General features: G+C 57.6%; 10 protein-coding genes, 1 tRNA gene and 1 pseudogene. 6 read left to right on the top strand and 6 right to left on the bottom strand.

All coding sequences use genetic code 11. The annotated features are described in order from the left end of the window. Nucleotides 1–15: 15 nt before the first annotated feature. The 4 genes from aceA to GWQ22_RS07725 all read right to left on the bottom strand — a co-directional run bounded on the left by aceA (nt 16) and on the right by GWQ22_RS07725 (nt 4196). A complete protein-coding gene (aceA, locus tag GWQ22_RS07740) occupies nt 16–1329 on the bottom strand; it encodes an isocitrate lyase (RefSeq protein ID WP_042036481.1) in 1314 nt (437 codons plus the stop codon). Between the two features lie 74 nt (nt 1330–1403). Next, entirely contained in the window at nt 1404–3011 is a 1608-nt protein-coding gene (gene aceB / locus GWQ22_RS07735) for a malate synthase A (RefSeq protein WP_275929943.1), read from the bottom strand. Nucleotides 3012–3725: 714 nt separating this feature from the next. Then, a complete protein-coding gene (locus GWQ22_RS07730; RefSeq protein ID WP_275929942.1) occupies nt 3726–3860 on the bottom strand; it encodes a hypothetical protein in 135 nt (44 codons plus the stop codon). 259 nt (nt 3861–4119) lie between these two features. After that, nucleotides 4120–4196 (bottom strand) — tRNA-Pro (locus GWQ22_RS07725). 322 nt (nt 4197–4518) lie between these two features. On the opposite strand from GWQ22_RS07725, the pseudogene GWQ22_RS07720 reads away from it, so the two are divergent. From GWQ22_RS07720 to phoU, 6 genes and pseudogenes are all read left to right on the top strand, one after another. Continuing rightward, nucleotides 4519–4662: pseudogene (locus GWQ22_RS07720) on the top strand (tRNA adenosine(34) deaminase TadA); the annotation flags it as partial. 53 nt (nt 4663–4715) lie between these two features. Next, nucleotides 4716–5255, top strand: coding sequence for a tRNA adenosine(34) deaminase TadA (gene tadA / locus GWQ22_RS07715; RefSeq protein WP_084204632.1), 540 nt, complete (start codon nt 4716–4718; stop codon nt 5253–5255). A 204-nt stretch (nt 5256–5459) separates the two neighbouring features. Further along, nucleotides 5460–7697, top strand: a complete 2238-nt coding sequence (locus GWQ22_RS07710) for an ABC transporter permease subunit (protein WP_275929941.1) — start codon at nt 5460–5462, stop codon at nt 7695–7697. Between the two features lie 32 nt (nt 7698–7729). Continuing rightward, nucleotides 7730–9379: a phosphate ABC transporter permease PstA gene (gene pstA, locus GWQ22_RS07705; RefSeq protein ID WP_275929940.1), complete on the top strand. Its 1650-nt coding sequence runs from the start codon at nt 7730–7732 to the stop codon at nt 9377–9379. Nucleotides 9380–9604: 225 nt separating this feature from the next. Then, a complete protein-coding gene (gene pstB, locus GWQ22_RS07700) occupies nt 9605–10423 on the top strand; it encodes a phosphate ABC transporter ATP-binding protein PstB (protein WP_275929939.1) in 819 nt (272 codons plus the stop codon). 194 nt (nt 10424–10617) lie between these two features. Next, complete coding sequence (gene phoU, locus GWQ22_RS07695; RefSeq protein WP_275929938.1) at nt 10618–11328, top strand: phosphate signaling complex protein PhoU; 711 nt, start codon at nt 10618–10620, stop codon at nt 11326–11328. A 162-nt stretch (nt 11329–11490) separates the two neighbouring features. Here the strand turns inward: phoU and GWQ22_RS07690 are convergent, their stop codons facing one another. Together GWQ22_RS07690 and GWQ22_RS07685 are read right to left on the bottom strand one after the other, a co-directional pair. Beyond that, the gene (locus tag GWQ22_RS07690; RefSeq protein ID WP_275929937.1) at nt 11491–11802 is read right to left on the bottom strand and encodes a hypothetical protein; all 312 of its coding nucleotides are present in this window, start codon (nt 11800–11802) and stop codon (nt 11491–11493) included. Beyond that, a complete protein-coding gene (locus GWQ22_RS07685) occupies nt 11795–12217 on the bottom strand; it encodes a hypothetical protein (protein WP_275929936.1) in 423 nt (140 codons plus the stop codon). The genes GWQ22_RS07690 and GWQ22_RS07685 overlap by 8 nt, the downstream gene beginning before the upstream one ends. Nucleotides 12218–12588 lie beyond the last annotated feature (371 nt).

Below are 12588 nucleotides of genomic sequence, written 5' to 3'. Positions count from 1 at the left end.
AGGAAGCCCTGCTTATCAGTGGAACTGATCTTCTTCGGTGGAACCTGTCAGTGCGGTGACCGAGGATTGGCCCCCCTGAATGACGGTGGTCACCTTGTCAAAGTAACCCGTGCCCACTTCCTGCTGGTGCGCCACGAAGGTGTAACCACGGCTGGCGGCGGCAAATTCCGGCTCCTGTACCATTTCGACGTAGTGCTTCATCCCCTCGCCACGGGCGTACTGGTAGGCCAGTTCGTACATGTGGAACCACATGTTATGAATGCCGGCGAGCGTGATGAACTGGTACTTGTAACCCATATCGGACAGCTCCTGCTGGAAGCGGGCGATGGTGGCATCGTCCAGGTTCTTCTTCCAGTTGAAACTGGGGGAGCAGTTGTAGGCCAGTATGGTGTCCGGGTACTGCGCCTTGATGGCTTCGGCAAACTTGCGCGCCTCGTCCAGATCCGGCTTGGCGGTTTCACACCACACCATGTCGGCGTAAGGGGCATAGGCCAGACCACGGGAGATGGCCTGTTCGATACCCGCCTGCACCTTGTAGAAGCCTTCTGCGGTGCGTTCACCGGTCAGGAAGCCGGCATCGTAAGGGTCTGCATCCGTGGTCAGCAAGTCCGCCGCGTTGGCGTCGGTACGGGCGATCACCAGCGTCGTGGTGCCACAGACGTCGGCTGCGAGGCGTGCTGCAACCAGCTTCTGCACCGCTTCCTGGGTGGGGACCAGCACTTTGCCACCCATGTGGCCGCACTTCTTGACCGAGGCCAGCTGATCTTCGAAGTGCACACCGGCGGCACCGGCTTCAATCATTCCCTTCATCAGCTCGAAGGCATTCAGCACGCCGCCGAAACCGGCTTCCGCATCCGCCACGATCGGCAGGAAGTAGTCGATGAAACCGGCATCCTGCGGACCCACCTTGTTGGCCCACTGGATCTGATCGGCACGGGCAAACGAGTTGTTGATGCGTTCCACCACGGACGGGACAGAGTTCGCCGGGTAGAGGGACTGATCCGGATACATGGTGGAGGACAAGTTGTTGTCCGCCGCCACTTGCCAGCCGGAGAGGTAGATGGCCTCTATGCCCGCCTTGGCCTGCTGCACCGCCTGGCCGCCGGTCAGGGCACCGAGGCAGTTGACGTAGCCTTTCTTGGCGCTGCCGTGTATCAGTTCCCACAATTTGTCGGCGCCACGCTGAGCCAGGGTGTGCGCAGGCTGCAAGCTGCCGCGCAGGTTCACCACGTCTTCGGCGCTGTAGCCGCGTTTGATCCCTTTCCAGCGGGGGTTTTGTGCCCAGTCTTTCTCGATAGCCTGGATCTGTTGCTCACGGGTCAGTGCCATATCAGTTCCCTCTTTCATTGATTTCACGTGTCCATTGACTTGTTATTGGCGAGCCCCGCTGGGGGGCCCGTGATTCAGAGTCGCTCGTAACCGGGCAGCGTCAGAAAATCGATCAGGGTATCCGCGCAGGTGATCTGCTCCATCAGCTCGCTCGCTTCGGCAAAACGCCCTGCCTGCCAGCGGGCATCGCCCAGTTCGCGTTTGACCACCTGCTGCTCCTCGACCAGCATCTGGCGAAACAGATCCTTGGTCACCACTTGACCATTCGACAGGCTCTTGCCATGGCGGATCCACTGCCAGATGGAGGTGCGGGAGATCTCGGCGGTGGCGGCATCTTCCATCAGGCCGTAGATGGGCACGCAGCCGTTGCCGTTGATCCATGCCTCCAGATATTGCAGAGCAACGCGGATATTGGTGCGCATCCCCGCCTCGGTGCGCTCACCCTCACAGGGGGCCAGCAGGTCGGCGGCGGTGATGGGGGCATCCTGCTCGCGCAACACACCGATCTGGTTCTTGGCGCCAGCCGCGATGGTGGTGTTGAACACCGCCATGGCGGTATCGGCGAGGCCGGGGTGGGCGACCCAGGTACCATCGTGGCCGTTGTTGGCTTCGCGCTCCTTGTCGGCTTTGACCTTGGCAAACACCTGCTCGTTGACGGCCGCATCTTTGGCCGGGATGAAGGCGGCCATGCCGCCCATGGCCAGCGCGCCGCGCTTGTGACAGGTCTTGATCAGCAGGCGCGAGTAGGCGCAGAGGAAGGGTTTGTCCATGGTCACCACCTGCCTGTCTGGCAGTACTCGATCCGGGTGGTTCTTGAGCGTCTTGATATAGCTGAAGATGTAGTCCCAGCGGCCACAGTTGAGCGCGACTATGTGATCCTGCATCTGATAGAGCAGCTCATCCATCTCGAATACGGCGGGCAGGGTTTCAATCAGTACGGTGGCCTTGATGGTACCGCGGGGCAGACCGAACTTGTCTTCGGTCCAGGCGAACACTTCGCTCCACCAGCGCCCTTCCAGATGGCTTTGCAACTTGGGTACATAGAAGTAGGGGCCCGACCCTTTGGCCAGCAGCGCCTGATAGTTGTGCAGGAAGTAGAGGGCAAAGTCGAACAGGCCGCCCGGGATGGGGGAGCCATCAAAGGTGACATATTTTTCCGGCAGGTGCAGGCCACGAACCCGGCAGATAAGCACGGCCGGGTTGGGGGTCAGGGTATAGGCCTTTCCTTCCGGACTGGTGTAAGAAACGGTGCCGTTGACCGCATCGCGCAGGTTGATTTGCCCCTCGATCACCTTGTTCCAGGCGGGGGCCAGCGAATCCTCGAAGTCCGCCATGAACACTTTAACGTTGGCATTGAGGGCGTTGATCACCATCTTGCGCTCGACCGGGCCCGTGATCTCCACCCGTCTGTCTTGCAGGTCGGCGGGAATACCGCGAACGGTCCAGTCACCGGCACGAATGTGGGCGGTTTCGGGCAGGAAGTCCGGCAGCTCGCCGCCATCAATGCGGGCCTGGCGTGCCACACGTTGTTTCAGCAATTCCCCTCTTTGGGGAGCAAAACGTTCTACCAGTTCGGCGACCAGAGCCACCGCGTCCGGCGTCAGAATTTGCGCGCATTCGGGCAGCATCTCGCCCTGGATGCGAAGGCGGGCGCTGCAGTGGGTCTGAGCCGGTGCCGACATAAGGTTCACTCCTTTGAAAATTACATTTTGAACTTACTAACTACGACCAAAGTCGATCCCTGTTCTTTCAAACGTCCCGTAACGACGGGGTGACACGATTTATAAGGTGCGAAATATTGCTCTGCTCGTCAACCGGTTTTTTAAAACACCCGTTTTTGGGTTGTGGTTAAGGTTATGTTTTTAATGGCTTTATATGATTAGCGTAAAAACTCTATGCAGATGGTTATGCTCTTGTTTTCCGACCCCTGATGGTGGTGTGATCCAGTGGGGATAATGAGGCTCGATATGTAATTTATTACGTAATAAAATTACATATGCAAAAACAAATCCCGACCTAACTCCAAGCTTTCAAAAAACGGTTGTATGAAATGGGATCTGCGATCCCAGTGAATATCCAGATCCTGCCAGCATTGGCTAGTGAACGTTTGTTTAAAACTTGAGTCGCGAATGGGAGGCGAATGGGATTTACCCCATCAGCGAGGGCAAAGTGACGAGCAATAACGTAGGTTTGTATCAGCTTGGCCTGGCAACACGCAGGGGGAGGGGAGGGTGATGAATAGTGAATACAACTGGTAATGTTCAGATATATAGCATTTTATTGTTATTTGTATCAGCCGCTCTTTCTGGCCCCTCGGGAGGATGCAAGGTGGCGAAATTCACGGCTCAGTGGCCACACAATCCCATTGCGTGCCGGGGATCCCTTTAAGGGCGTGATCAGTAATCGTCGTCCGGTGCCGCCAGATCGACCACGTCGAGGCGTACGATAGTGCCGTATTCGTTATCGCCGAGTTCGACGTTCGGTGGTGGTAGAGGGGTCTGGTCGGGTTGTGCGTCAACGGTTTGCGTCATGGGTGCTTGCCTTGTTGGATTGCAAGCCGGTTGGTGACTCCATCACCCGGGTTTCCACCTCCTTGTATCCACTGCCGGCGGAAAAGTGGCGTATCCTAGCGATACTTTGGTTGGGTTTCAAGTGGTTCTGGGTAAAAAGCGTGCCGCTGATAAGTGATGGCTCTTTGGGTAGGGCGTTTTGCAGGACAATAAAGATAGGGCGTTGGCAACGAGGCAAAAAAATAGCCCAGTCATGTGACTGGGCTATTTTCGGGGAAAATGGTCGGTGTGAGAGGATTCGAACCTCCGACCCTCTACACCCCATGCAGATGCGCTACCTGGCTGCGCTACACACCGACGAGGTCAGTTCGAGCTGACGAAAGGGAGTCTAATGATATGGATTGGTTGGTGCAACTCCTTTTTTATCAGGGAGATGCCGACTGCTTCTTTATTGTGCAACCAAGATGTAGCTTGGGGCCGCAGGTGAGATTTGGCATAATCGCCGCCCCGTGTTGTGGTGCGCGCAGCCACTGCCAGGCGCGCAGCCTTGCCGGGTGATCACGCACCTTGTTATCACCCGCCGGGCAGGGACCTGTCCCGGATAACCACATCCGCACAAAGACCAGAGACAGATGAGCGTCATCAGTCAGGCCGGGAGGCAGGGCAAACCGTCATGAACATGCTGTCGAGAGAGGACAAGGGCGTGGAACTATCAGAAGTCGCACCGTGCTTGGGGTATAGCGAACAAGACGAGCGCTGGATGCATTACGCCATGGCGCTGGCCGCCAGGGCTGAGGGGGAAACAGGTGAGATCCCGGTCGGCACTGCGTCAATGTTCAAGGCGCACAGGCAATATAACGACAAAGAGGTAAGGGCGTGACGCCATCAGAGAAGGCTGACTCCTTTGAGCAAGCGCAACAAGACGAGCGCTGGATGCATTACGCCATGGCGCTGGCCGCCAGGGCTGAAGGGATAGGCGAGATCCCGGTTGGTGCCGTGCTGGTGCTGGGGGACGAGGTGGTCGGTGAGGGGTGGAATCGTTCCATCAGCACTCATGACGCCTGCGCCCATGCGGAAATCATGGCAATCCGCGCGGCAGGTGTTCGGCTGGCGAACTACCGTCTGCTCGACACCACCCTCTATGTGACGCTGGAGCCCTGTTGCATGTGCGCCGGCGCCCTGATCCACAGTCGGGTCAAGCGAGTGGTGTTCGGGGCGCGAGATCTCAAGACCGGAGCCGCGGGGTCCGTGTTCGAAATATTGCAGGACCCGCGTCATAACCACAGGGTGACGCTGACCGGCGGTGTGCTGGCGGAAGCCTGCTCGGCCCAGCTGTCAGCCTTCTTCAAGCGTCGCCGCGCCGAGAAAAAGGCGGCCAGACAGGCGCTGCAACAAAGCGGCGGCCCTGCCGTCTGAGGCCAACGGGGGTGAGCCGCCTTGCCCCGCGCTTGATGCCTTCATATATCCCCATATAAAACAGATGGTTGGCACTGCTGATTGCCCACAACATCCTGCCTGAATGCCCCTCAAAATAGCCTATTCGCAGAGGGCCTTGATGTAACAAAACTGTCATGCAACCGCCATATAATGCCGCCAAGCTAGCGCACATTGAGGTCTTGCATGTCATCGGAATCGATAAACTTGGGTATGGCGGGCAGTAGAAAGCGCCGTATCAAGGATAAGTTGGCCAAGTACGGGGTCACCGCAGGTGGTGCCCTGGTGCTGGTGGCCCTGTTGCTCATTTTCTTCTACCTGCTCTATGTGGTGAAACCCATCTTCAATGGTGCCACGATGGAGCCGACCGCGTCGTTTACGCTGCCCGTTGAGGGCAAGACGGCCTGGCTTGGGGTAGAGGAGCAGAACGAGATTGGCTATCGCTTCAGCGACAAGGGGCTGGTCAACTTCTTCGCCGTCCAGGGGGATGGCAAGGTCAAGGTGGGGCAGGCCCTGGGTCAGGCCCAGGTTGCCGGCGACATCACCACGGTCGCGTCACCCGCGCCGGGTCAGAAGCTCATCGCTTACGGTTTTGCCGATGGCACGGCGCTGGTGATGCAGCCCTACTTCAAGGTCTCCTATCCCAACGATGTGCGGGTCATAGAACCCAGCCTGCAGTATCCCTTCGGTGAAACACCTGTGGTGATTGATCCGCAAGGAAAAGCGTTGCAGCTGATGGTGTTCGCGGCGACCAAGGAGAAGATGGCCACCGCCGCTGTGACCGAGGATGGTCGCGGCGTGATGACGGTGATGACCGGCGAGGAGAATTTCCTCTCCGGCGAGGTGGAGTGGAGCGCCCAGAACTACAGCATTCCCTCCCTGCCGCGTCATGTGGATCAGCTGTTGCTGACCCCCAATCTGCGTATCCTGTTCGTGCGTGACGGCAACCGCCTCTCTGTCTACGACATCCACAACCTCAATGACATCTCCCTGCGCAACGTCATGGAGATCAATGCCCCCAATGCCAACGTGACCCGGGTTGAGCTGCTCTCCGGTGCCTCCTCCCTGCTGGTGGGCAACGACAACGGCGTCATCTCCCAGTGGTTTGAAGTGGCCAAGGATGGCAAGCGCCAGTTCACCCAAATTCGTGACTTCAAGGGCGATGGCCCTGTGGATCTGCTCACCCCGGAGCACTTTCGCAAGGGCTTCATCAGTGCAGGCAGTGATGGCACCGTCAGCTTCTTCCACGCCACCGGCGAGACCAAGCTGCTGAGCGAGAAGGTCGAGGGCGGCCCCTTGTCGGCCCTGGCCATCTCGCCACGCCACAACGTGCTGCTGATGCAGCAGGAGGGTGGCTTCAAGTTGTTCACGGTGGAGAATGAGCATCCCGAGGTGACCTGGTCTGCTCTGTGGCAAGAGGTGTGGTACGAAGGCTATCCCGAGCCTCAGTATGTGTGGCAATCCACCTCCGCCAGCAACGACTTCGAAGCCAAGCTGAGCCTGGTGCCGCTGGTGTTTGGCACCCTGAAAGCCGCCTTCTACGCCATGATGTTTGCGGTGCCGCTCGGGGTCGCTGGCGCCATCTACACCGCCTACTTCATGTCGGCCGGGCTGCGCAAATACGTCAAGCCGACGGTCGAGATCATGGCGGCGCTGCCGACCGTTATTCTGGGCTTTCTGGCGGGTCTGTGGCTGGCGCCCATCATCGAAGGGACGCTGCCCGGGGTAGTGCTGCTATTCATCCTGCTGCCAATGGGGATGCTGCTGACCGCGCTGGTGTGGAACTATCTGCCGGAGCGCTGCAAATCCTGGTTGCCGGAGGGGTGGCACGCCATCCTGCTGATCCCCGTGCTGCTGCTGATCGGCTGGGGCGCCTTCGCGGTGAGCCCGCTCATCGAGAACGCCTTCATGCACGGCGATTCGCGCATCTGGCTGACTCACGAGATGGGCATCAAGTTTGATCAGCGCAACTCCCTGGTAGTCGGTATCGCCATGGGCTTTGCTGTCATCCCTACTATTTTCTCTATCGCAGAGGACGCCGTGTTCTCCGTGCCCAAGCATCTCACTCAGGGCTCGCTGGCGCTGGGGGCGACTCCCTGGCAGACCCTGAGCCGGGTGGTGATCCTCACCGCCAGTCCGGGCATCTTCTCGGCGGTGATGATGGGTCTTGGCCGCGCCGTGGGCGAGACCATGATAGTGCTGATGGCCACCGGCAATACCCCCATCATGGACTTCTCCATGTTCCAGGGGCTGCGCACCCTTGCCGCTAACATCGCGGTGGAGATGCCGGAATCGGAAGTAGGCAGTTCCCACTATCGGGTGCTGTTCCTCGCGGCCTTCGTCCTGTTTGTGTTCACCTTTATGTTCAACACCCTGGCCGAGTTTGTCCGTCAGCGGTTGCGTGAAAAATACAGCTCGATGTAAGGGGCAACTCTGTAATGGACAAGGAATCGACAATGGGTAAGTGGTTTAAATCAGGGGCCCCCTGGATCTGGATGACGGGGGGGGCCGTCAGCCTGAGTCTGGTGGCGGTACTGGGTCTGTTGCTGCTCATCGGCTGGCGTGGTCTGGTCTACTTCTGGCCTCACCCTATCTATGAGTGGCAACTTGAGGATGCCAACGGCAACAAAAGCGTGTTGATCGGTGAGATCAATGATCGCGAGCTGGTGCCGGTGGAGCGGCTGCGTGCCGCAGGTATCCCGCTGGAAGGGGAGGAGCGTGAGCAGATCACTCGTTATCTGGTCAAGACTGGCAACCGCGAGTTCGTCGACCTCGATTTCCGCTGGGTGCTGGAGACCGACATCAAGTCCCGGACCCGGCCTGCCGAGCTGGCGATGGTGGAGCGTACCACCAACGGCAACTTCTACGGCTACATCGTGGGGGTGAAGGAGGATGGCAACGAGCTGACCACGGATCTGCACCCTGCTCTGAAGCGGGTGCTGGCTCGCGCCAATGCGCTCTCCGCACAGGCTAACGATCTGCAAAAAGGGGATATTGGCAGGATCAACTATCAGCTGGAGCGGCTGCGCCTGAAAGAGCGCAGGGCCGAGCTGGATGACAAGCTGACCGATCAGCTCAAAGCCGAACTGGCCAGTGAGCGCCAGGCGCTCAACGACCGTTATCAGCTGCTGGAAAAAGAGCTCTTCTCCCTGCGCAGCCAGGCCGACCGCGACGCCATTACTGTCAAGGATATGCGTGGTGAGCTGGTGACCATGCCCATGTCCAAGGTACTGGATGTGGTGTGGCCCAACGACATGAGCCTGCTGGCCAAGGTGGGTCACTGGTTCCACCAGATCGGCAAGTTCGTCTCCGACGATCCCCGCGAGGCCAACACCGAGGGCGGCGTATTCCCGGCCATCTTCGGCACCGTGTTCATGGTGCTCCTGATGGCGATCATAGTCACGCCGCTCGGCGTGGTGGCGGCTGTCTACCTGCACGAGTACGCGGGCAAGAACAGTCTGACCAAGATCATCCGCATCGCCGTGATCAACCTCGCGGGTGTACCCTCCATCGTCTACGGCGTGTTCGGTCTGGGCCTCTTCGTCTATACCCTGGGCGGCTCGCTGGATCGGCTGTTCTACCCGGAAGCGCTGCCGAGCCCGACCTTTGGCTCACCCGGTGTTATCTGGGCGGCGCTGACTTTGGCTATCCTGACTCTGCCGGTGGTGATTGTCTCCACCGAAGAGGGGCTGTCGCGGATCCCGGGCACCATACGTCAGGGCTCGCTGGCACTGGGGGCCACCCAGGCCGAGACCCTGTGGCGCATCGTGCTGCCGATGGCGAGTCCGGCCATCATGACCGGCCTTATTCTGGCGATTGCCCGTGCTGCCGGTGAAGTGGCGCCGCTGATGCTGGTGGGGGTGGTGAAACTGGCGCCGACCCTGCCGATGGATGGCAACTTCCCGTTCCTGCACGTGGAGCGCAAGTTCATGCACCTGGGCTTCCACATCTATGATGTCGGGTTTCAGAGTCCCAACGTCGAGGCGGCGCGCCCGTTGGTCTATGCCACCGCCTTCCTGCTGGTGACGGTGATCGTTAGCCTCAACCTGACTGCCATCGGTATTCGTAACCACTTGCGTGAAAAATTCCGCTCTTTGGAACATTGATGTGGCTGCCCGGACGGATGTTGAGACAATGGATGAACAGCATGAACCTGACCGACATCACAGCCATTCGTAACCACTGCGTGAGAAATCCCGGTGGCTGGAACATGAATCCAGCCACCCCAGACTGATGTGAGGCAAGGGACGGGTTTCCCCCCTTGCCAGTCAAGTGTTCCGGCCGCTGGCGCATCAAGATGCCCGCCGCCACCGACTGATTTGAGGTAACAGATGATCAACGTAACGACCACGTCCACCCAGCACACTGCGCTGGATCTGCTCAACCTGAGCCCGGAGCAGACCGCGCTGAAGGTGAAGGATCTTAACCTGTACTACGGCAACAAACAGGCGCTGTTCAACGTCAACATGAAGATCCCGAAAGGGCAGGTGACTGCGTTTATCGGTCCGTCCGGTTGTGGTAAATCGACCCTGCTGCGCTGTATCAACCGGATGAACGATCTGGTGGAGATCTGCCGCATCGAGGGGGAGATCCAGCTGCACGGCCACAACATCTACGACAAGGGAGTGGATGTTTCTGCCCTGCGTCGTCAGGTGGGCATGGTGTTCCAGCGTCCGAACCCTTTCCCCAAGTCCATCTACGAGAACGTGATCTACGGCCTGCGCCTGCAGGGCATCAACGACAGACGCACCCTGGATGAGGCGGCCGAGCGCTCCCTGCGCGGTGCGGCGCTGTGGGACGAGGTGAAGGATCGTCTGCACGACAATGCCTTCGGTCTCTCCGGTGGTCAGCAGCAGCGTCTGGTGATCGCCCGGGCCATCGCCATCGAACCGGAAGTGCTGCTGCTGGATGAACCCACCTCTGCGCTGGATCCGATTTCGACCCTCACCATCGAGGAGCTGATCAACGAGCTCAAGAGCCAGTTCACCGTGGTGATCGTGACCCACAACATGCAACAGGCGGCGCGGGTGTCGGATCAGACTGCCTTCATGTATATGGGCGAGCTTATCGAGTACTCGAACACCAACACCATCTTCACCACCCCGGCCAAGAAAAAGACCGAAGATTACATCACAGGTCGTTACGGCTAAGGCATGGTGGGTGCAACAAGGATCTTATTGATATGAACAAGATGAGCATCAATAAACAGATTACCGGTCAGTTCAACGGCTGAGGCATGGTTGGTGCAACAAGGATCATGGGTATGAACAAGATGAGCATCAATAAACAGATTACCGGTCAGTTCAACGGCTAAGGCATAATCGGAGCATCAAGGATTATTTGTATGGACAATATGAACCTCAATAAACACATCTCCGGTCAGTTCAATGCCGAGCTAGAGAGCGTGCGCAATCAGGTGCTGGTGATGGGCGGTCTGGTGGAGCAGCAACTGACCGACGCCATCGCGGCCATCCACGATCAGGATCTGGATGCGGCGTGCAAGATAGTGGCCAACGACCACAAGGTCAACGCTATGGAAGTGGCGATCGACGAGGAGTGCACCCGCATCATCGCCAAACGTCAGCCCACCGCGTCCGACCTGCGCCTGGTGATGGCCATCATCAAGACCATCACGGATCTGGAGCGCATCGGCGACGTGGCGGACAAGATTGCCCGCATGCTGACCGACAACGCCAACAAGCCGCAGCCGCCTTTGGTATCGCTAGAGAACATGGGTCGACGCACCATCAAGATGCTGCATGACGTGCTCGACGCCTTTGCCCGCATGGATCTGGAGGCGGCCATCGCCGTTTACAAAGAAGATGACAAGGTGGATCGGGAGTACGAGTCCATCATTCGCGAGCTGATGACCTACATGATGGAAGATCCGCGCACCATACCCCAGGTACTGAACGTGCTGTGGGCGGCGCGGGCCATCGAGCGGGTCGGCGATCGCTGTCAGCACATCTGCGAATACATCGTCTATTACGTCAAGGGCAAGGATGTGCGCCATACCAAGGCGGACGAGCTCAATGAGCTGCTTGGCAAGCACTGACCGTAAAATGAATAAAAAGGCGCTTTGGGCGCCTTGATATAATTCGTTATGCATTTGAAATAAAAGGATTTATTTCAGGCAGTGTCCACACTGTGACCACATCGAGAAACTAGAATGAAAAAGCCCCTGTACTGCAGGGGCTTTTTGACGTGAGCTCTAGGTTCAGAGTAATAACGTTACGATGCAAGATAGTAAGAAAAGAAAACTCATAAGGGTCGAGAGAACGGCTAGCCGTCGTAGCCCGTTGGGGCATTTGTAGCGCTTTGAGTCAACCATCAGCGCAACACCATACCGGTGGAATCTCGTAAAACGATTCACGAACCACTGGCTTTCAAACTTTGGATTATCAGACATGAACTGATCCAGCTTTGGTGTCATGAAAATCATCATTAGCAAAGTGAACGGCAATGTGAAAAATAGCCCTAATAATATTAGGCTGCTGATGGCACCAATCAGATCGAGTATGTCAGTCATCAAGAGCACCTTTCATTTTATACAAAACATCCATAACCTTTTCTGAACCATTGTCGGCAGCATCGGAAATGATCTCTCCAACCTGAGCTCCCATCTCACTGAACTTGCTACCAGCGTAATAGCCACCGGCTACTGTTCCACCGATGCCAACCACCGCAATAACAGGAGCTGATAGCACAACGCCAAAGGCGATAGCGACACCACTGGCCGCCCCAATAGCGATAGAACCCCCTACTTTCGCTCCCCAGATCCCTCCACCGACAGCTCCACTAAAGCGCCCAATTTCACGCGCAGTAGTTTTTTGGCATTGAGTGCCTTCGGTACATGCGTGATGGACCTTGGTTAAGCCTGTCGCCGCATCCAGCCCGATGCTGACATATCCAATCCGGTTTGCACCTGCAACGAACTTACTCATATGAGCAATTCGTTCTCCAAGTGCTGGGACTTCTCCATGGCGTGAGACGGTTCGCCAGTTATGAAGTACCGATTTTGTGGATAGACCGAGCCGCCTTTTGAGAGTGCTGTAATCCGAAATACTGATTCCAGACACGGCTAGTTTTGACAAGTGCCCATCCAGTTTGCTGAATAACATTTGTCTTTGCAGGTAAAATTCAGGGGGAAAAGGTTTCCCTTTGCTGCTGCTGACGTGAACAACATAAAGGTAAGCGCCGTTAAATCGACCTACTTGCCTTTACCGTATTGCGCCACTTTTTTTGCAATCGGCTCCAGCGGGACGTTCCATGGCAGCAGGGCTTCGAGCTTTTCCAGGGTATCGGCCTCGCCAAT

This window comes from Aeromonas sp. 1HA1 (genome assembly GCF_029237385.1).
In the GTDB taxonomy this organism is placed as follows: Bacteria; Pseudomonadota; Gammaproteobacteria; order Enterobacterales; family Aeromonadaceae; genus Aeromonas; species Aeromonas popoffii.
This window is presented reverse-complemented; position numbering and strand designations above follow the sequence as displayed.

Bases quoted from the DNA above. Each gene is read 5' to 3' on its own strand.
- GWQ22_RS07730 (WP_275929942.1), bottom strand. From the start codon at position 3,860: ATGACGCAAACCGTTGACGCACAACCCGACCAGACCCCTCTACCACCA.
- GWQ22_RS07690 (WP_275929937.1), bottom strand. From the start codon at position 11,802: ATGACTGACATACTCGATCTGATTGGTGCCATCAGCAGCCTAATATTA.
- phoU (WP_275929938.1), top strand. From the start codon at position 10,618: ATGGACAATATGAACCTCAATAAACACATCTCCGGTCAGTTCAATGCC.
- GWQ22_RS07685 (WP_275929936.1), bottom strand. From the start codon at position 12,217: ATGAGTAAGTTCGTTGCAGGTGCAAACCGGATTGGATATGTCAGCATC.
- aceA (WP_042036481.1), bottom strand. From the start codon at position 1,329: ATGGCACTGACCCGTGAGCAACAGATCCAGGCTATCGAGAAAGACTGG.
- aceB (WP_275929943.1), bottom strand. From the start codon at position 3,011: ATGTCGGCACCGGCTCAGACCCACTGCAGCGCCCGCCTTCGCATCCAG.
- GWQ22_RS07710 (WP_275929941.1), top strand. From the start codon at position 5,460: ATGTCATCGGAATCGATAAACTTGGGTATGGCGGGCAGTAGAAAGCGC.
- pstA (WP_275929940.1), top strand. From the start codon at position 7,730: ATGGGTAAGTGGTTTAAATCAGGGGCCCCCTGGATCTGGATGACGGGG.
- pstB (WP_275929939.1), top strand. From the start codon at position 9,605: ATGATCAACGTAACGACCACGTCCACCCAGCACACTGCGCTGGATCTG.